General features: G+C 61.6%; 13 protein-coding genes. 2 read left to right on the forward strand and 11 right to left on the reverse strand.

The window, feature by feature from the left end; genetic code table 11:
- Window positions 1–73: 73 nt before the first annotated feature.
- Entirely contained in the window at window positions 74–535 is a 462-nt protein-coding gene (locus QMK52_RS13330; RefSeq protein ID WP_320404173.1) for an SRPBCC family protein, read from the forward strand.
- A 143-nt stretch (window positions 536–678) separates the two neighbouring features.
- On the opposite strand, the gene QMK52_RS13335 is transcribed toward QMK52_RS13330, so the two are convergent.
- Window positions 679–5634: a hemagglutinin repeat-containing protein gene (locus tag QMK52_RS13335; protein WP_320404174.1), complete on the reverse strand. Its 4956-nt coding sequence runs from the start codon at window positions 5632–5634 to the stop codon at window positions 679–681.
- Window positions 5635–5740: 106 nt separating this feature from the next.
- Complete coding sequence (locus QMK52_RS13340; protein ID WP_320404175.1) at window positions 5741–7456, reverse strand: ShlB/FhaC/HecB family hemolysin secretion/activation protein; 1716 nt, start codon at window positions 7454–7456, stop codon at window positions 5741–5743.
- A 471-nt stretch (window positions 7457–7927) separates the two neighbouring features.
- Between QMK52_RS13340 and nadA the strand changes: the two genes are divergently transcribed.
- Entirely contained in the window at window positions 7928–8986 is a 1059-nt protein-coding gene (nadA, locus tag QMK52_RS13345; protein ID WP_005790851.1) for a quinolinate synthase NadA, read from the forward strand.
- A 123-nt stretch (window positions 8987–9109) separates the two neighbouring features.
- On the opposite strand, the gene QMK52_RS13350 is transcribed toward nadA, so the two are convergent.
- From QMK52_RS13350 to arcC, 9 genes are all read right to left on the reverse strand, one after another.
- Entirely contained in the window at window positions 9110–9598 is a 489-nt protein-coding gene (locus tag QMK52_RS13350; RefSeq protein WP_005790850.1) for an RDD family protein, read from the reverse strand.
- Window positions 9599–9692: 94 nt separating this feature from the next.
- Window positions 9693–9905: a cold-shock protein gene (locus QMK52_RS13355; protein WP_005790849.1), complete on the reverse strand. Its 213-nt coding sequence runs from the start codon at window positions 9903–9905 to the stop codon at window positions 9693–9695.
- Window positions 9906–10298: 393 nt separating this feature from the next.
- A complete protein-coding gene (gene gcvT / locus QMK52_RS13360) occupies window positions 10299–11423 on the reverse strand; it encodes a glycine cleavage system aminomethyltransferase GcvT (RefSeq protein ID WP_005790848.1) in 1125 nt (374 codons plus the stop codon).
- Between the two features lie 39 nt (window positions 11424–11462).
- The gene (locus QMK52_RS13365) at window positions 11463–12839 is read right to left on the reverse strand and encodes an L-serine ammonia-lyase (RefSeq protein ID WP_005790847.1); all 1377 of its coding nucleotides are present in this window, start codon (window positions 12837–12839) and stop codon (window positions 11463–11465) included.
- A gap of 162 nt (window positions 12840–13001) precedes the next feature.
- On the reverse strand, window positions 13002–15839 hold the full coding sequence (gene gcvP, locus QMK52_RS13370; RefSeq protein WP_320404176.1) for an aminomethyl-transferring glycine dehydrogenase: 2838 nt from the start codon (window positions 15837–15839) through the stop codon (window positions 13002–13004).
- A gap of 10 nt (window positions 15840–15849) precedes the next feature.
- Entirely contained in the window at window positions 15850–16233 is a 384-nt protein-coding gene (gene gcvH, locus QMK52_RS13375) for a glycine cleavage system protein GcvH (protein WP_005790845.1), read from the reverse strand.
- Window positions 16234–16643: 410 nt separating this feature from the next.
- On the reverse strand, window positions 16644–18152 hold the full coding sequence (locus QMK52_RS13380) for a sigma-54-dependent transcriptional regulator (RefSeq protein WP_005790844.1): 1509 nt from the start codon (window positions 18150–18152) through the stop codon (window positions 16644–16646).
- Between the two features lie 185 nt (window positions 18153–18337).
- On the reverse strand, window positions 18338–18700 hold the full coding sequence (locus QMK52_RS13385) for a DUF5064 family protein (protein WP_194439052.1): 363 nt from the start codon (window positions 18698–18700) through the stop codon (window positions 18338–18340).
- Between the two features lie 18 nt (window positions 18701–18718).
- Complete coding sequence (arcC, locus tag QMK52_RS13390) at window positions 18719–19648, reverse strand: carbamate kinase (RefSeq protein ID WP_005790840.1); 930 nt, start codon at window positions 19646–19648, stop codon at window positions 18719–18721.
- Window positions 19649–19755: the final 107 nt, after the last annotated feature.

A 19755-nucleotide genomic window follows, 5' to 3' on the forward strand; every position in this document is an offset into this window, starting at 1 on the left:
GTGTTGAACTTGTACAGCCCACTGCGTTTGGTTGGAGCCCACTATCCGCCCCCCGGAAAAGAGGAGCTCTCTCATGCAACAACCCGATACCCTGGTCCGTAACCCGCTCGGCAATCCTGTAGTCGCCCGCGTCACCGTGAATGGCGATGCGCGCAGCGTGTGGAGTATCGTCGGAGATTTTGCGGGGTTCGCGAAATTCATTCCGGCGTTGTCCCATATCGAAATGACGGGCGAGGGCGTGCGTTCGGTCCGCAAGAAACTGTTCAAGGACGGCAACGTGGTGATTGAGCAACTCAACACCCGTGACGACCAAGCCATGACGATGACCTGGTCACTGATTTACACCTCACTGAATATCGGCAACCTGTGGGCGCTGATGGAAGTGGCGCCGCAAGGCCCGAGCCAGAGCCTGGTGACCTGGACCATCATTGGCCAGCCCTGCACTGGCGGCAAGGAGGATATGCCGGCGTTCGAAGCGTTCCTGCAAGGCTTTGCCGATGATGCGATGAAGAACCTGCAGGCGCTGTTCAACTGACATAGAACGAGCAGGCAGTGGCTGATTCCGTGGCGAGGGAGCTTGCTCCCGTTGGGGCGCGAAGCGGCCCTGAGAATAGGACTGCTGCGCAGTCCAGCGGGAGCAAGCTCCCTCGCCACTGAAGCATTCTGCTGTTTTAAGCGTTAGTTGACGGCCTGATCAATCCCCGCCTGCAAGGCCTGGCTCTCTCGATGGCCACCGGCGCGCAGAAGGCCCAGGTTCAAGGCTTGATCCTTGCGCGTGGCGTCGTCCTGTTTCTGGGTCAGTTCGTCCTTGGCCCCGAGTGCGAGGTTGACCGGTGATTTGGAGACATTCAGCCCGACATCGGCGCGGTAGTCGCTGCCTGCCAGTGTGGTTGCGGTGACCCTGGAACCGCCCAGCTCGACCTTGCCATGCTCGGCACTGATCCGCGCACCCGTGAGGCGCGTATCACCACCGACCTGCAGGCTGACGCCCTGGCTGCCGCGAATACCTGACGCCTGAGCGACGCTGTCCTTGATCACATGGCTGACGTCCAGGTTCAGGGTCGGGGTGTAGTTGGTGTTGCCACTCTTGTCACCGAACAACACGCTTTCAGCCGTATCGGCCACCTTGCTGCCGGTGGTGTTCTTGCCGCTGACAACGTAGCTGTCGCTGGTTTTTGGCCAGACCTTGTCCTTGAAGCCCGACAGGCGCGTGCCCAGCGCATCCGTCTTGTCTGCCAGGTAAGCCTTGGCCTTGTCCACGCGGGTGCCGAAGGCGCCGCGGGGCTCGGGGTTCACGTCGTAACTGGCGCTGCGGGTGAGTTTTTCTTCCAGGCGTTCCTTGACGTTGACCACGCTGTCGAGCACTTTGTCCTTGGCCGCAGCCAGGTGCCCGGTGCCCTTGTCGACCACGTTCTCCAATTTGTCGCGATGCTTGTCGAACGCGCCTTCGGCCTTGGCTTTTACGGTGTCCTTGAGTGGGCCGCTGGCTTTGGCGAGTTTATCGACCACGCCAGGCTGGTTTTTCTCGACATCCAGTTTGGCATCGACATGAACCTGGGTGCTGGTGACCTGGTCCTTGCGGCTTTCGACAACGAGGTCGCCACCCACCTTGCCGCTCACCTGCTCGGCGTCGATGCGTGCGCCCGCCAGACGGGTATCGCCGGCACTGTTGATGACCACGGTATCGGCCTTGATCAGGCTGTCGTGCTGGGTGGTGCCTTGCACGTGATCCACATCGACCTTGGCCCGCGCATTGATGCCGCGTTGGGTCTTGGGTGTCTCGTGTTCACCGGGGTCGGCCAAGGTGGTCTTGCCCACGCTGGCGCCCGCGCCCAGGGTCACGCCCCAGCTGTCATGAGCCTGGGTCGACTGTGCCGACTCCTGCAGGACGCCGCCGTTTTGTGCGTCGAGGTTGACGCTGGCCGCGCTGACCTGAGTACCCTGCAAGTGAATGGCATCGGCTGCATCGGCACCGCTGGCGAGGCTGACCTTGCCGGTGCTGTGCAGTTGCCCGACGACTACGGCCTGGTCATCTTCGGCCACCTTGCCGATGTTGAAATTGGCGCTGAGGTTGCCGGTCTTGCTGCTGCTTTCGGCGCTGCTGGTTTTGCCGGCGCCAAGGGTCAGGCCGCCGCCCAGGTTGCTGCCGTTGCTGACGTGGCGGTGGGTGGCGGCTTGCAGGTCCAGCTTGCCGCCGGCATTGAGGCTGATATCGCCGGTCTTGGCGGTGTCGGTACCGATCTGCGTGCCTTGCAGGGTCATGTCGCCGCCGCTACCGAGTTGGATCGGCCCGCTGCCCTGGAGCGTCGCGACGCGGGCCTGGCTGTCCTGGGTGTCGAGGCGCTGGTTATCCAATTGCACACCGGCACCGAGGTTGATGTTGGTGCCATTGGCGCCGGGCGCTGTGCCCACGGTCAATGACGCGTTACCGCGCAACGTGCTGCTGGTGTTGCTCTGGGTGTCGTTGGCCTGGTTGAGCGCCAACTCACCGCCGGTCTTGAGGTTGACGCTTGCCTGGCCGCCGTTGAACTGGCTGCCTTCATAACTCGCATCGCCCTTGGTCTGGAGGCTCACGCCCTGGGTGCCCGCGTAGCTGCCGACCAACGCCGTGCTGCTGGCTTGGCTTACATCACGGCTGCCGCCGCTGCCGCTGCCACGTACATTCACGTCCTCGCCGGTGGTGGTGTAGACCCGCACGCCGACCTTGGCGTCCACGCCTTGCTCGCTGCTGCTGTGGGTATTGGCTGCCGCCTTGGCGATATGCTCGCCGGCATTGATGGTCAGCCCGCCATCGGTGGCGCGGTATTGCGTGCCCTCATCCTGCAACTTGCCGACGCTATCGACCTGCACCGTGGCGCCACTGAATTGGCTGACCACGGCGGTGCTGTCCTGTTGTGTGCGGGTGCTGTGGGTATGCCCGACTTCCACATCCAGCCCGACATTGGGTTGTTCGAATGCGTCCAGCAAACCCGGCTGATGGAACTTGGCCTGGGCCACGCCTTCAACAGCTTTTTCGATCGGGCGGGTAATGCCTTTGTATTCCACATTGGCGCCGACATCGGCGGTCCAGCCGTTTTGCTTGTGGGTACTGGTCTCGGTGGAATGGGCGGCCAGGTTGTCGATCTGGCCCGCGTTGACGCGCAGCTCGGTGCCGGCCTTGGCCTGTGCACCCTCGCTGGTGAAGGTGTTGCCAGCATTGATGGTCAGCTTGCCGGTCGCGGCCACGGTGCTGGTTTGCGCGGTGGTTTTTTCAGCGGTGTCGTGGCTGCTCTGGTGGCTGAACTGAGCACCATTGCCTGCCCGATCAATGCCGCCGGTGTAGTAGAAACTGCCGCCGGTGGTGGTCTTGTCTACGGCTTCGGTGCGCTGGTCGTGGGCGGCCAACAGCTCGACGTTTTTGCCGCTCAGGCTCGCATCGCCATCGGTGGCCTGGAGGTTGGAGCCGCTGATGCTGACGTCACCACCGGCGTTAATCGCCACACTGGCGCCGTTGATGCTTGAAGCCTGCTGCCCGGTGGTGTCGGTCTGGCGGGTTTGCTGCTGGTCTTCATAGCTCAGGCCCGCACGGTACTGGCGGCTGACACCTTCAGTTTCCTTGGCGTAGCCATCGAAGCCGCGGGTATGGGTGCTGGTGGTGTCGTGGGCGGTGTTCTGCTCCGCAACGACCTTGATATCGCCCTTGGCATTCGCTTGCAGTTCACCCGCGGCGGACACCTGGGAGCCACTCACCGTGATGTCCTTGGCGCTTTGCAGCTTGAGGTTGCTGTCCGAGCGCAGGTTACTGGCAACCACGGTGCTGTCCTTGAGGTTCTTGCGGCTTTCATCCTTGGAGATGCCGAAGAACTTGCTGTCGTTGCTGTAGCGGTTGTCGTGGGAGGTGTCTTGTACGCCGTCGATCACCAGCGAGCCTTTGTCGCTGATGACACTGGCCTGCTTGCCGCCTCGGGCCTGGCTGCCGCTGATGCGCACGTCGTCGGCCTGGACGATCAGCTTGCCGTCGGCATTCACCTTGCTGGCGGTGTTCAAGGTCTTGCCCTGGTTGCCGTCGCCGTTCTTGCCGAAGAAGCTGCCGCCGGTGAGGTCGCCTGCGTAGGTATTGTCGCTGCTGCTTTGGGTGCGGCTGGCGCTGGTGATGTCCACTTGGCGGCCTGCCAATTGGATGTCCCCTGGGGTTTTCAGCTCGGCGCCCTGCAATTGCAGTTTCTGTTTACTGGTCAGCTCCAGCGTGTGGCCGGCCTTGAGGCTGCTGGTGATGCTGCGCTGTTCGCTGCTGGATTTGTCCCAGTTGGCTTTCCACAGGTGCTTGCGGTGGTTGCCCTGGTCGCGGGTCTCATGGGTTTCGGTAGCGGCGGTCACCTGCAGGTCGGCGCCGCTGTTGACGCGCAAGGCGTGGCCCGCTTCGACGTGGCTGGCTTTGATGTCGGCCTTGGCGCCGGAAGACAATGCCGCGTCCTGTTGGGCGACGAGCGTGTTGCCGTGCTGGCGGGAATCCTTGTCGGTGGTGGTGCGGTCGTAGGTTTCGTAGGTGAACAGGAAGTTGCTGTTGTCCCACTGTTCACGTTTTTCCTGAAGCTTGCGGCTTTCCAGGCTGCTGAGGGTCAGGTTGCGCCCGGCATCCAGCTTGACGTTGCGCCCGCCTACGTCAGTGGCGGCCAGGTTCAAGTCCTTGGCGCTGCGCAAGTCGACGTCGCCCTGGCGGCTCTGCACCCCGGCGCGGGTGGCGTCGAGGCTGTTGGCGTGGACTTGGCCGCTGATATCGAGGTCGCCGGCCGAGCTGATCTTTACACCGTCAGTGCCTTGCACCTGCACACCACCCACACGTACCCCGGCCCCCTCAGCGGTGCTGATGATATTGATGCGCCCGGCCTGCATCGCGCCGAACAGGCGTGCGTCGATGCGTTGCTCCTGGGTCTTGCCGGCCGGGTCGACCTGGCGTACTTCGCCGCTGGCGAAATCCACCTGGTTGCGACCGACTGTGAGGTTCAATTGATCACGGGCACTGAGGCGACCCTCGCTGTCGATGCGTGGCGCGATCAGCTTGATGGAGCCCTCGCGGTTGTGCAGGCCCTGGCCCTGGATCGTCAGTTGGCCGTTGGCATCGCGGGTGCTCAAGGCTTGCAGCTTGCCGTCGTTGAGTTCCGGGCGGCCCACCACCAGGTTGGCATTCGGGGTGTTGATGAAGCTGCCGCCATTGACCGAAATGCCGTTGGGGTTGGCCAGCACATAATCGGCGGCCTGGCCGAAAATCTCCTGGGCGCCGTTGAGGGCCGAGGCATTGCGGCTGATCACTTCGTTGAGGATCACGCTCGCCGCCTGGCCCTGAAACTGCGGGTTGGCCGCCAGTTGCCCGGCCAGTTGGGATTGGCCGGCCTGCAAGGCGTTGTTCAACACCAGGCCCTGGCGGTCGACGTTGTAGTCCAGAAACTGGTTATGGGACAGGCCGCCGGCATTCGGCGCGACAATGTTGACGATGGGTACACCGCCCTGGTCTTGCAGTTGCGGCGTGCCGCCTGGGCCTGTGACGACGGTCACGCCGCCAGCCAGTACCAACTGTGGCAGCAGAAACAGGCTGGCAATGGCCCAGCGCAGTTTGCCCTGGGGTGAAAGGTGAAAGCTGTGTGAAGTAGTCGGCATAAATAATTTCGCTCTGTGTTGGCTGATCCGCGACGTGCGTTGTTCGTTGCAACGCTGCTGTGGTGGTCAGGTACGGCGGTTGTCTCAGGCTAAAAACAGCGGTGGTTCATATTTGCAGGCTCAGGCGTGTCAGCCAGACCTCCGGCTCCTGGCGAAAACCTGTGGGGGTGTTGAGGTTGCGTTGGTAATCGATGTCCAGTTGCACGTTCTTCCAGCTCAGGTTGAGCCCAGCACTGGCACCGCTCAGGCGTTGGCTCTGGGCGCCGTGTTCGCGCTTGACCCAGCCGTTGTCCACGCCCAGGCGCGGGGTGATCTTTACCGGTAAGTCGCTGTTAAGCGGCAGGCGCAGGGTGTTGCGCCACACCGCGCCAAGCGCGCCGGAGCTGCTGTTTTCGCGGTAGCCACGCACGGCCGAGTCATCGGTGATCAGCAGTTGTTCGATGGCAGGCAGTGCATCCTCGCTGTATTGCACCGACAGCTGGCTTTGCCACTGCCACGGCTGCGCTGACCATTGGCCGTTGCGCCATTGGGTGAGGTTGGCGCGGTACTTGTGGAACTGCGCCTTGGGGTGTTTTTTTTGCACCTGGTCGGCATCCCGATCGGCGCCGAACCACGTCAGGCCCTGGGCGTAATTGACGTCCAGGTTCCACACCGCACTGTTGAGCCAGAACAGGTTGAGGCCCGCTTCGGCCACCGTCAGCGTCGGGCTCTGAATGTCCAGATGAACCTTTTGCAGGTAACTGTCGACGTCCTTGTAGGCCAGTTGCAGGTTGGCGCTCAGTTGGTGGCTCTGGTCGCGCCACAGCACGCGGTCGCTGCGCAGGCTGAGCTGATCGGTGCGGCCACTGTTGTAAAGCGTCGTGCGGCTGAGCTTGAACGGTGAGCGGTATTCGGCATGGCTGGCGAACAGGCTGTAGGTCCAGTAACCGTAAGGGATGGAATAGAACAGGCTGTGGCTGCGGCTGTAGCGTGGCCCATGGTTGAGCGTGTCACTGAAGCTCAGGTTGAGCGAGTCGTTGATTTGCAACGGGCTGTCCAGGCTCACGCTGATGGCGTTGCGATCACGCCCGGTGCCGGCGCTGCCGAGGTTATCGACCCCAAGCCCGAGCGCCCAGCGCGAGGCACTGCTGCGCGAGCGCAGGATGATGCGTGAGGCGCCGGGTGTGCTGCCGGGGGCGATGTCGGCGGTCAGGTCCACCGAGCGCAGGCGGTTGAGCTGGTCCAGGCCCTGCTCCAGGTCGCGCAGGTTCAGCGGTTTGCCGAGCATCCCGGGGAATGCCCCGCCCAGCGCCACCGGCAGGCTCTGATCGGCCAGCTCGATGGCCTCCAGGTAGCCTTCTTCGACATGAATATCCAACGGCTGCCCGGCGGCCGGCGCACTGATCAGGTACGGGCGGCTGGCGATGTAACCGGCCTCGACGTACAGCTGGGTGATCTGCGCCAGCAGGCGGTTGATCTGCGTGACGCCCATGCACGGGGCCAGGTAGGGTTCGATGTGTTTGTCCAGCTCGCTACGGGTGAACAGCGTAACTCCGGCCAGACGCGTACCGCTCAGGGGCCAGCAACCTTCATCCTTGGCAGTCTCTTTTGGCATGGCCGGCGTGGCCGGTTGCGTGCCGAAACTGCCGCGCTGCATTTGGCGCTGGCGTTGCTCCAATTGTAATTGCTGCAAATCGCGCTGCTGTTGCTGCTGCAAGCGCAGGGCTTCCTGGCCGGGCTGTGGGCCATCGGCGGCAGCCACTGGCAGTGCCCACAGGCAGAGCAGGGCGATGCCCAGTTTTCGGGTACAACACAGGTGTGCGGTTGAGAGCTGATGTGGCACTCGACTTCCTTAAACGTAGAAATACACGCGATGCATCCGCCCGAGCCAAACAGTGAACTCAGCGGGACTTGCCACACTTGAGTGAGTGGTAGACGGTTTGTTACATCACTGTAGGATTTATCACACAATACGTAAGAAAGGTCGCGTAATTAAGTGCTTTTATGCACATTTTTGGTGCGGCTTGAGGTGTGCAGGCCCGTCATTCCTGCGTTTAAAGGCGTTTAAGTGGCAGAGGGATGGTTTGGATTGTTGTCAAGACTTCGCCTAATCGGCTGGACCCGATCAAGGGACGGCAGCTCGCCTCGTTGCCAGATTAGGCTTTTGAATCCATTGGATATTCTGTAGCCTTGCGCAGCTTCAGCTTTACCCGTGCTTGATGAACAAAAACACTTCGTCCGGCGGCGCCCGAAGGGCTCCCGAGCCGGTGGTACACTCGACTTTCGCGCTACTGCGCCTGCAGGTCTTGCGAACATGACGCACATTTCCGAACGCCTACTGGTTCAAGCCCACCTCGACGCCAAACAGCCCAAGGTTCTCAGCGTTGCTGAAGAGGCAAGCTTGCGTACTGCCATCGCCGCCGAGCTCAAGGCTCAGGACGCGGTGCTGGTCGCCCACTTTTACTGCGACCCGGTGATTCAGGCCCTGGCCGAAGAAACTGGCGGCTGTGTTTCCGACTCCCTGGAAATGGCCCGCTTCGGCGCAGCCCACCCAGCCAAGACCGTGCTGGTGGCCGGTGTGCGATTCATGGGGGAGACCGCCAAGATCCTCACCCCGGAAAAACGCATTCTGATGCCTACCCTGGAAGCGACGTGCTCCCTGGACCTGGGGTGCCCGGTGGATGAGTTTTCTGCATTTTGTGATCAGCATCCCGAGCGCACCGTGGTGGTGTACGCCAACACCTCGGCCGCGGTCAAAGCCCGCGCCGATTGGGTGGTGACCTCCAGTTGCGCGCTGGAAATCGTCGAGAGCCTGATGGACAACGGCGAGACCATTATCTGGGGCCCGGACAAACACCTGGGCACCTACATCCAGCGCCAGACCGGCGCCGACATGCTGCTGTGGGACGGTGCCTGCATCGTGCACGAAGAGTTCAAGTCCAAGCAGCTGGAAGACATGAAGGCGCTGTACCCGGATGCGGCGATCCTGGTGCATCCGGAGTCACCGACTTCGGTGATCGAATTGGCGGACGCGGTGGGTTCCACCAGCCAACTGATCGCTGCGGCGCAGCGCTTGCCGAACAAGACCTTTATCGTGGCGACTGATCGCGGCATCTTCTACAAGATGCAGCAGCTGTGTCCGGACAAGATCTTCATCGAAGCACCCACCGCCGGCAACGGCGCCGCGTGCCGCAGCTGCGCGCACTGCCCGTGGATGGCGATGAATACGCTGGAGCGTACATTGCAGTGTTTGCGTGAGGGCAGTAACGAGATTTTCGTCGAGCCGTCGGTGATTCCGCAGGCGGTGCGGCCGCTCAAGCGGATGTTGGACTTTACCCAGGCTGCACGGTTGAAACTGGCCGGCAACGCCTGAACACAAATCAAAATGTGGGAGCTGGCTTGCCTGCGATAGCGGTCTTGCAGCCAAGCACCTGTGACTGTTACTCCGCTATCGCAGGCAAGCCAGCTCCCACAGTTGATCGGCGATGTGCTTGAGTTACTTCTTTTGCTTCGGGATCCGCACCAGTTGCGTATCCGAATAGATGTCATGCCAGCTGCGTTTGTGTTTATCGAACAACGACCAGATAAACCCCAGCCCCACGCACAACCACGACGCAATCGACACCACAAAACGCAGCAACGCCTGCCACAGGCTGATCCGCGAGCCGTCGGCGTTTTGCACGCGTACGCCCCACACCTGCATGCCCAGGGTTTGCCCCGAATGGGTCCAGAACTTGGCGAAGAAACCAAACAGTACAAACAACAGGATCGTCGACAACAACGGGTCACCGTCCAGCGCGCCGGACTCGGTGAGTGTGCGCATCTTCGCTTCGCCGATGAAGGCGATCCACACCAGCTTGTAGATGAACGCCGTGACGATCAGCAGGGCGGTGCATAACAGGAAGTCATAGAACATCGCTGCCAGGCGACGGCCCAGGCCAACGGCGGGGAATTCGCCCTGGGGGCTCAACAGGGGTTTGGACATGGCAGGGCTCTCTGGAGAAAGCACGCAGTTTACGCAATGGCGCCCATAAAAAAGCCCCTGATGTCATATCAGGGGCTTTTTGTCGCAGTAGGGATCAGCCTTCTGCTTGTACTTCGTCAGCCTGCAGGCCTTTTTGGCCTTGTACTGAAATGAAGGTGACCTTCTGGCCTTCCTTCAGGCTCTTGAAGCCATTGCCCTGAATAGCGCGGAAATGCACGAACAGATCCGGGCCGCTCTCAGGAGTGATAAAACCAAAGCCTTTTTCGTCGTTGAACCACTTGACGGTACCGCTCTGACGCTCAGCCATTTTCTTCTTTCCTTTGACGCTAAAAATTAATGACAGCCCCTTTCACACGAAAGAGTACTGGGCTGGGTTGCAGGAAAGTTAAGAGACGTCGAACGGGTTGTAGCAACTACTTCAGCTACTGCCCAGGTCCAGGTTCCAAGCGACCCATGCAAACACAGTGAGCAAACTCTACGCCAACTAATATGAAAAAAACAAGCCCCGCGCAAGGCCCCGGTTTTGCTGGGGTGCATGACACTTTGTTGAATGCTGAACGGCTGGCTTATTCGATAGAGTAGTTCACTTGTTATAGGGCTATTCCTATAAAAATGACTATCGTAAATGCACTGTTTTATGGCGGTTGCGTTACAGTTTAGTGCACGTTAACGCAACCGCGTTACTTATAGAAACAATCCCTCAGCCGCGATAGTAACGTTGCGGCACAAATGGCATTTTACTTACACGTAATGGCACCTTTTTCCCACGCACCAACGCAGACACTTCGGTATCCAGTGCAGTGAAGGCCGTGTCCAGGTAACCCATGGCCAGCGGGCCCCCCAGGCTCGGGCCAAAACCGCCGCTGCACACGGTGCCGATCACGGTGCCGTGTTCGTCGACAATCTCTGCACCTTCACGCACCGGGGTGCGCTCCTGAGGCAGCAAGCCCACGCGCTTGCGGCTGACGCCGGCTTGTTGCTGGGTGAAGATCCGGTCGGCGCCGGGGAAAGCGCCGGCACGCGGGCCATCCGCACGCCGGGCCTTGGAGATCGCCCACAACAGGCTGGCTTCGATCGGGGTGGTGTCGGTGTTCATGTCGTGGCCGTACAGGCACAGGCCGGCTTCCAGGCGCAGCGAATCGCGGGCGCCCAGGCCGATAGCCTGTACTTCGGCTTCGGCCAGCAGGCTGCGTGCGAGGCTTTCGGCATTTTCAGCCGGCACGGAGATTTCGAAGCCGTCTTCACCGGTATAGCCGGAGCGGCTGACATAGCAGTCCACGCCCAGCAAACGCAGGGTGGCGAATTGCATAAAGGTCATCCGGGTGACTTCAGGTGCCAACCGCGCCAGCACCTTCACCGCAGCCGGGCCTTGCAGGGCCAGCAGGGCGCGTTCTTCGAACAGCGGTTCGATGGTGCATTGGTCGCCGATGTGTTGACGCAGGTGTGCCAGGTCCTGGTCCTTGCAGGCGGCATTGACCACCAGGAACAGTTCGTCGTTGCCCAGGTTGGCCACCATCAAGTCGTCGAGGATGCCGCCTTGCTCGTTGGTGAACATGGCGTAGCGCTGCATGCCCACCGGCAGGTCGATGATGTCGACCGGCACCAGGGTTTCCAGGGCCTTGGCGGCATTGGCACCGGTCAGGCGGATCTGGCCCATGTGCGACACGTCGAACAACCCGGCCTGATCACGGGTGTGCTGGTGTTCTTTCATAACACCCAGCGGGTACTGCACCGGCATGTCGTAGCCGGCGAAGGGCACCATGCGTGCGCCCAGTTCGAGGTGCAGGGCGTGCAGAGGGGTTTTCAACAGGGTTTCGGTGGACATATTCAGCTCCTGAAAAACGTGCCGACGCGCTTGTGGGCGTCAGCACTCGATAATGTTGACCGCCAAACCGCCACGGGCGGTTTCCTTGTATTTGCTTTTCATATCGGCGCCGGTCTGGCGCATGGTGCGGATGACCTTGTCGAGGGATACAAAATGCTGCCCGTCGCCGCGCAGGGCCATGCGCACGGCATTGATCGCCTTCACCGAGCCCATGGCATTGCGCTCGATGCACGGCACCTGCACCAACCCGCCAATCGGGTCGCAGGTCAGGCCGAGGTTGTGTTCCATGCCGATCTCGGCGGCGTTTTCCACTTGGGACACGCTGCCGCCCAGCACTTCGCACAGGGCGCCCGCGGCCATGGAACAGGCCACGCCCACTTCACCCTGGCAGCCGACTTCGGCGCCCGAGATCGAGGCGTTTTCCTTGTACAGGATGCCGATGGCGGCGGCGGTGAGCAGGAAGCGCACCACGCCGTCTTCGTTAGCGCCCGGGATAAACCGCATGTAGTAATGCAGCACCGCCGGTACGATCCCCGCTGCACCGTTGGTGGGCGCGGTGACCACGCGCCCGCCATTGGCGTTTTCTTCGTTGACCGCCAGGGCGTAGAGGTTGACCCAGTCCAGCACCGACAGCGGGTCGCGCAGGGCGGACTCGGGGTTCTTGCACAATTGCCTGTGCAGCGCCGCCGCCCGGCGCTTGACCTTCAAGCCTCCGGGCAAGATGCCTTCGTTGCGACAGCCGGCGTCGACGCAGTCCTGCATGACCTGCCAGATTTTCAACAGGCCGCTGCGGGTTTCCGCTTCCGGGCGCCAGGCGCTTTCGTTGGTCAGCATCACCTGGCTGATGGACAGCCCATAGGTGGTGCAATGGCCGAGCAGGTCCTTGGCGTGCTTGAACGGGAAGGTCAAGGGCGTTGCATCTTCGACGATCCGGTCGGCGCCGGCAGCGTCTTCATCCACCACAAACCCACCACCGACCGAGTAGTACTCGCGGCTGCGAATCTGGATGCCGGCGGCGTCAAAGGCGCGGAAGATCATGCCGTTGGGATGGTAGGCGAGGGGTTTGCGAATCATCGCCAGGTGTTCTTTCTCGTTGAACGCAATGCTGTGTTCTCCGAGCAGGTTGAGGCGCCCGTCGCTGCGCATCTGCGCCAGGCGTGCAGCCACGGTTTCGGTATTGACGGTGTCCGGGTGTTCGCCTTCCAGGCCCAGCAGTACGGCCTTGTCGCTGCCGTGGCCTTTGCCGGTGGCGCCGAGCGAGCCATAGAGTTCCACTTTGATGCCGGTGGTGGCGCTCAGCAGGTTGTCACGCTTGAGGCCCTCGACGAATCGAGCCGCCGCACGCATCGGGCCGACGGTGTGGGAGCTGGAGGGGCCGATGCCAATCTTGAACAGGTCGAACACGCTTAAAGACATGAGTTGTTCTCCGGTTTCTTATTATTTTCTGAATACCGACTCGGTCAGTGTGGGAGCCGGGCTTGCCCGCGATCGCGGTGGCTCAGGCAACATCGCTGTCAACTGATACACCGCTATCGCAGGCAAGCCAGCTCCCATAATGACCGCGTTTCTCCAGTCAGATCAGGCGTAGCTCTCGATCGATGGGCATGCGCAAACGAGGTTACGATCGCCAAACACATTGTCGACCCGGCCAACCGGCGGCCAGTACTTGCCTTCGATCAGCGAAGCAACCGGGTACACCGCTTGCTCACGGCTGTAGGGGTGGCTCCATTCGCCCACCAGTTCAGCAGCGGTGTGCGGCGCGTTCTTGAGCGGGTTGTCGTCCTTGTCCAACGTGCCGTTTTCCACTGCACGGATCTCTTCGCGGATGGCGATCATGGCGTCGCAGAAGCGGTCCAGTTCTTCCTTGGATTCACTTTCGGTCGGCTCGATCATCAAGGTGCCGGCCACCGGGAACGACATGGTCGGCGCATGGAAACCAAAATCGATCAGGCGCTTGGCCACGTCGTCCACGCTGATGCCGCTGCTGTCTTTCAACGGGCGCAGGTCGAGGATGCATTCGTGGGCCACCAGGCCGTTGCTGCCGGTATAGAGCACGGGGTAATGCTCTTCGAGGCGACGGGAGATGTAGTTGGCATTCAGGATCGCCAACTGCGACGCGCGCTTGAGGCCGGCGCCGCCCATCATGCTGATGTACATCCAGGTGATCGGCAAAATGCTCGCGCTGCCGAACGGTGCGGCGCATACCGCGCCTTCCTTGCGTTCCATGGCCGCGTGGCCGGGCAGGAACGGCGTGAGGTGCGACTTGACGCCAATCGGGCCAACACCCGGGCCGCCACCGCCATGGGGGATGCAGAAGGTCTTGTGCAGGTTCAGGTGGGACACGTCGCCGCCGAACTTGCCCGGTGCGCAGAGGCCGACCATCGCGTTCATGTTGGCGCCGTCGATGTACACCTGGCCGCCGTTGTCGTGGATGATCGCGCAGATTTCGCGGATGCCTTCCTCGAACACACCGTGAGTGGACGGGTAGGTGATCATCAGCGCGGCGAGGTGCTCACGGTGTTCGATGGCCTTGGCGCGCAGGTCTTCGATGTCCACGTTGCCGCGCGCATCGCAAGCGGTTACCACTACGCGCATACCGGCCATGTTGGCGGTGGCGGGATTGGTGCCGTGGGCCGACGACGGGATCAGGCAGATGTCGCGACGTTCTTCGCCACGGCTCTGGTGATAGGCGCGGATGGCCAGGAGGCCTGCGTATTCACCCTGGGAACCCGCGTTGGGCTGCAAGGAGATCGCATCGTAGCCGGTCGCCGCGCAGAGCATGGCTTCCAGTTCGGTGGTCAGTTGCAGGTAGCCGGCGCTTTGCGCGGCGGGGGCGAAAGGGTGCAGGGCACCGAACTCGGCCCAGGTCACCGGGATCATTTCGCTGGCGGCGTTGAGCTTCATGGTGCACGAACCCAGCGGGATCATGGTGCGGTCCAGTGCCAGGTCCTTGTCGGCCAGCTTGCGCAGGTAGCGCATCAGCTCGGTTTCGGAGTGATAGCGGTTGAACACCGGGTGGCTGAGGATCGGCGACTGGCGCAGCAGGGCGGCCGGCAGGGTGCTGTCGGTTGCAGCGAAGGCCGGCAGGGTTTTGCCGTCGGCGAAGATGGCCCACAAGGCCTGGATATCAGCCTGGGTGGTGGTTTCGTCGACCGACAGGCCAACACGCTCGGCGTCCACGACGCGCAGGTTGATGCGCTGGGCGCGGGCCTTGTCATGCAGGGCGGCGGTGTGGGTGCCGGTGTTGATTGTCAGGGTGTCGAAGAAGTGTTGCTGCTCGACTTTCAAGCCCAGGGCCGTCAAGCCCTTGGCCAGGGTCGCGGTCAACTGGTGAATGCGCTGGGCGATCTGGGTCAGGCCCTTGGGGCCGTGGTACACGGCGTACATGCTGGCGATATTGGCCAGCAGCACTTGGGCGGTGCAGATATTGCTGGTGGCTTTCTCGCGGCGGATATGTTGCTCGCGAGTCTGCATGGCCAGGCGCAGGGCCGGCCTGCCGAAGCGGTCTACCGACACGCCGACCAGACGGCCTGGCATATCGCGCTTGAACGCATCCTTGGTGGAGAAGTACGCCGCGTGCGGGCCACCGAAGCCCAGCGGCACGCCGAAGCGTTGTGCGCTGCCAATAGCGACGTCGGCGCCGAATTCACCCGGCGGGGTCAGCAGGGTCAGGGCCAGCAGGTCGGCGGCCACGGCTACCAGTGCGTTGGCGGCGTGGAAGCGCTCGGTCAGTTCGCGGTAATCGAATACATCGCCGTTGCTGGCCGGGTATTGCAGCAGGGCGCCGAAGAACGGGCTGACGTCGGTCAGTTCGCGCTCATCGCCCACCACCACGTCGATGCCCAGTGGCTCGGCACGGGTGCGCAGTACGTCGAGGGTTTGCGGGTGGCTGTGCACCGAAGCGAAGAATGCGTTGCTGCCTTTGTTCTTGCTCAGGCGCTTGCAGAAGGTCATGGCTTCGGCGGCGGCGGTGGCTTCATCGAGCAGGGAAGCGTTGGCAATCGGCAGGCCGGTGAGGTCGCTGATCAGGGTCTGGAAATTGAGCAGCGCTTCCAGGCGGCCCTGGGAAATCTCGGGTTGATAGGGCGTGTAAGCGGTGTACCAGGCCGGGTTTTCCAGCAGGTTGCGCAGGATCGGCGACGGCGTGTGGCAGTTGTAATAGCCCTGGCCGATGTAGGTCTTGAACAGTTGGTTCTTTCCGGCAATGGCCTTGATCTTGGCCAGGGCCTCTGCTTCGCTCAAGCCGTCTTCCAGGCCGAGCACGCTGGTACCCTTGATGCTTTCCGGGATCACGCTGGCGCTGAGGGCTTCGAGGGAATCAAAGCCCAGGCTGGCGAGCATTTGCTGCTCATCTTCCTGGCGCGGGCCGATGTGGCGGGCGATGAATTCGTTGGCGGTGGTCAGATTAACGGTCATGGCGCGCTCCTCAGGCTTCTGCGTTGGCTTTGATCAGACGGTCGTACGCATCCTGATCCAACAGCTTAGCCACTGCATCGGCGTCGGCGGGTTTAAAGCGGAAGAACCAGCCTTCGCCCATCGGGTCTTCGTTGACCAGTTCCGGGCTGCCATCGAGTTTGTCGTTCACTTCCAGCACTTCACCGTCCAGCGGCATGTAGACGCCGCTGGCGGCTTTGACCGATTCCACGGTGGAGGCTTCGGCGCCCTTGTCGTAAGCCTGCAACTCCGGCAGTTGCACGAAAACCACATCACCCAGCGCGTTCTGCGCGAAAGCGGTGATGCCCACGGTGACGCTGCCATCGGCTTCGGCGCGCAGCCATTCGTGATCTTCAGTGAAACGCAACTCGCTCATGGAAACTCCTCAGGGCCAGAATCGTCTGGTGGACGGGATTGGAATAATGGGGAGTTGCTTAGCAATATTGCGGCCAAGGTTATTAAATCTTTATAAATCAGATACTTGATGAAAATAGCTATAACGTTGGCGTGTTTGGGTGTAGCGATTTCGCTACAGTCGAGTGCGTTAAAAAAAGCCTATGTGGATCAAAGCCTTGCATGGCGCGTAGAAAACAGGGTTGTAGCGATATCGTTACGCTGTAGCGCTTTCAGTACACTGAATGTCGTTCCTGGACCAAATTTTGGAATGCTCTCCAAATGTGGGAGGGGGCTTGCTCCCGATAGCGGTGTATCAGTCAAAGATTCATGGCTGACACACCGCTATCGGGAGCAAGCCCCCTCCCACATTTGTTTGTATTCCAACTTGAATCAGGGTTTGTTGGGGATGCCGTATTTGCGCAAGCGATGGGCAATTGCGGTATGTGAGGTCTGTAGGCGGCTGGCGAGCTGGCGCGTCGAGGGGTAGCTGGCGTAGAGCTTTTCCAGCAGATCGCGCTCAAAGTCTTCCACCGCCTGTTCCAGGCTGTCGACTTCGCCATCGCTCTGGCGCGCCACCGACGTACCGGCGATGTCCAGGTCGCCGATATCTACCAGGCTTCCTTCGCAGATGGCCGCAGCGCGGAAGATCACGTTTTGCAGTTGCCGCACGTTGCCCGGCCAGCGGTTGCCCAGCAGCGCCGGGTAAGTGCCGGGCGCCAGGCGGCAGACCGGGCGCTGGATCTGCGCGCAGGCTTGCTGCATGAAATAGCGGGCCAGCAGCAGGATGTCCTGGCCGCGTTCGCGCAGCGGCGGCACTTCAACGTTAAGCACATTGAGGCGGTAGAACAGGTCTTCGCGAAAGGTGCCCTCACTGACCATTTTTTCCAGGTCGCGGTGGGTAGCGCTGAGGATGCGCACATTGACCTTCACCTCACGGTCACCGCCCACCCGACGAAAGCTGCCGTCATTGAGAAAACGCAGCAACTTGGCTTGCAGGTACGGTGACATCTCGCCGATCTCATCGAGAAACACCGTGCCCTGGTTCGCCAGTTCCATCAGCCCTGGCTTGCCACCGCGCTGGGCGCCGGTAAAGGCGCCAGGGGCGTAACCGAACAACTCGCTTTCGGCGAGGTTTTCCGGCAGCGCCGCGCAGTTCAACGCCAAAAACGGCGCACTGTGGCGCGTGCTGATCGCGTGGCAGGCGCGGGCCACCAGCTCCTTGCCGGTGCCGGTTTCGCCCTGGATCAGCAGCGGTGCATCCAGCGCCGCCACCCGTTGTGCCCGGGCCTTGAGGGTGCGGATCGCCGGGGATTCGCCCAGCAGCGCATCAAAACCTTCAGCATGGTCGTGGTGCAGCGCCGATAGCTGTTCGCCGATGCGGTTGGGCTGGTAGAGGGTGAGCAGGGCACCGGCGTCGGTGATCGGCGTGGCGTCCAGCAGCAGGGTCTGGCCATTGACGCTGATCTCGCGCAACGGCAAGCGAAAGCCATGCTCCAGCAAGGTCTCCAGCAGCGCAGGGTCGTTGAACAACTCGGCGATGCTTTCGCCGGCAGGTTCGCGCCCGTACAGCGCGATCAATGCCGGGTTGGCCAGCAAAATCTTGCCCGCGCTGTCCAGGGCCAGCACCGGGTCGGTCATGGCTGCCAGCAGAGCGTCCAGTTGCAGGTGGCGGCGTTGGCCCGGGAGGATGTCGACCACCTTCACCGCTTGCACGCCGTGCACGCTGAACAACGCATCGCGCAGCTCTTCGAGCACCTCGGCGCTGAGGGTGGGGGCGTCGATATAGACGTTGGGCGGCACCATCTCCACCGCATCCAGGTTGAGATTGCGCCCACCGAGCAAGGCCAGGACTTCCTGGGTAATGCCGACGCGGTCGATGAAGCTGACGTGGATACGCATGGGGCGGTTGGCAATTCTGGAGAGCAGAGGTGGCAAGTATGCCTGAGAGGTGATGGAGATCAAAAATGTGGGAGGGGGGGTGCCTGCGACGGCGAACGATCAGTCAATACTTGCGGCGACTGATCCACCGCTATCGCAGGCAAGCCAGCTCCCACACTTGATCTGTTTTGGCTGTGGGGGCGGGGTTACTCCAGGTGTTCGGGTTTGACTGGATCACCTGATTTCACATCCAGCTGATGCCGCACATCCTCGAACATCAAGTCGTACTGCTTGTGCATCGAACCGTTCAACACCGCGACCTTCGGCATGCCGTATTTCTGCGCGATGTTCATTGCATGCCGCGCAAAGTCGAATGCCTGGTCCTTGGGCAGGAAGAACTCCTCCTTGAGGTCCTTGCCCTGCACCGAACCGTGCAGTTTGAATAACATGCCTTTGCCTTCCTTGGGGTCCTGGCTGACTTCATAGTCGATGCACAGGTTGTAGCTGTAGTCGTCCTTGTTGAGCGCGTGACGTTCGACGTGCAAGTGACCGGGTTCAAAGATAGCCATAGGCGTTTCTCCTCTACTTCACAGATAGGTGATGCCAGGTGTGGCCGTGCTGATGCGGGTGCCGGCGCTGCCCTGGACGATGGCTTCGATGTCCGAGAGTGAACCGATCACCGCGGTTTTGCCAGTCTGGCGGGCGAACTCGCAGGCTGCCTGTACCTTGGGGCCCATGGAGCCCGCGGCGAAGCCGAGTTTTTCCATGTCGTCCGGGTGGGCCTGGCCGATGGCCTTCTGGGTTGGCTTGCCGAAGTCGATAAAAGCGGCATTGACGTCGGTGGCGATTACCAGCAGGTCGGCGTCCAGTTGCGCGGCCAGCAGCGACGAGCACAGGTCTTTGTCGATCACCGCTTCAATGCCGCGCAGCTTGCCGTCTTCGCCATACATCGTCGGGATGCCGCCGCCGCCGGCGCAGATCACGATGGCTTTTTTCTCCAGCAGCCATTTGATCGGGCGGATTTCAAAGATGCGTTTGGGGCGCGGGCTGGCAACCACACGGCGGTATTTGTCGCCATCGGGGGCGATGGCCCAGCCTTTTTCGGCGGCGAGTTGTTCCGCCTCGGCTTTGGCATACACCGGGCCAATAGGCTTGGTGGGGTTCTGGAAGGCCGGGTCCTTGGCGTCCACTTCCACCTGGGTGAGCAGAGTGGCGAACGGCACTTCAAAGTCCAGCAGGTTGCCAAGTTCCTGTTCGATGATGTAGCCGATCATGCCTTCGGTTTCAGCGCCCAGTACGTCCAGCGGGTAGGGTGAGACGCTGGTGTAGGCCGCCGCCTGCAACGACAGCAGGCCGACTTGCGGGCCATTGCCGTGGGCGATCACCAGCTCGTTGCCGGCGTGGATCTTGGCGATCTGTTCGGTAGCGATGCGGATATTGGCGCGTTGGTTGTCTGCGGTCATGGGTTCACCACGGCGCAGGAGGGCATTGCCGCCCAGGGCTACGACGATGCGCATAGAGAATGTCCTTTCAGGGAACGCATGAACACCTTGGTCAATGTGGGAGCTGGCTTGCCTGCGATGGGGGCCTGGCAGGCGACCTGCTGTTGCCAGGCCCACCGCTA

The organism is Pseudomonas sp. P9_2, from assembly GCF_034008255.1.
Lineage (GTDB): Bacteria > Pseudomonadota > Gammaproteobacteria > Pseudomonadales > Pseudomonadaceae > Aquipseudomonas > Aquipseudomonas synxantha_A.

Coding starts and splice junctions, on each gene's coding strand:
- gcvT (WP_005790848.1), bottom strand. CDS start 11,423: ATGTCCACCGAAACCCTGTTGAAAACCCCTCTGCACGCCCTGCACCTC.
- QMK52_RS13365 (WP_005790847.1), bottom strand. CDS start 12,839: ATGTCTTTAAGCGTGTTCGACCTGTTCAAGATTGGCATCGGCCCCTCC.
- QMK52_RS13335 (WP_320404174.1), bottom strand. CDS start 5,634: ATGCCGACTACTTCACACAGCTTTCACCTTTCACCCCAGGGCAAACTG.
- arcC (WP_005790840.1), bottom strand. CDS start 19,648: ATGCGCATCGTCGTAGCCCTGGGCGGCAATGCCCTCCTGCGCCGTGGT.
- QMK52_RS13385 (WP_194439052.1), bottom strand. CDS start 18,700: ATGGCTATCTTTGAACCCGGTCACTTGCACGTCGAACGTCACGCGCTC.
- gcvP (WP_320404176.1), bottom strand. CDS start 15,839: ATGACCGTTAATCTGACCACCGCCAACGAATTCATCGCCCGCCACATC.
- QMK52_RS13380 (WP_005790844.1), bottom strand. CDS start 18,152: ATGCGTATCCACGTCAGCTTCATCGACCGCGTCGGCATTACCCAGGAA.
- QMK52_RS13355 (WP_005790849.1), bottom strand. CDS start 9,905: ATGGCTGAGCGTCAGAGCGGTACCGTCAAGTGGTTCAACGACGAAAAA.
- QMK52_RS13350 (WP_005790850.1), bottom strand. CDS start 9,598: ATGTCCAAACCCCTGTTGAGCCCCCAGGGCGAATTCCCCGCCGTTGGC.
- nadA (WP_005790851.1), top strand. CDS start 7,928: ATGACGCACATTTCCGAACGCCTACTGGTTCAAGCCCACCTCGACGCC.
- QMK52_RS13330 (WP_320404173.1), top strand. CDS start 74: ATGCAACAACCCGATACCCTGGTCCGTAACCCGCTCGGCAATCCTGTA.
- gcvH (WP_005790845.1), bottom strand. CDS start 16,233: ATGAGCGAGTTGCGTTTCACTGAAGATCACGAATGGCTGCGCGCCGAA.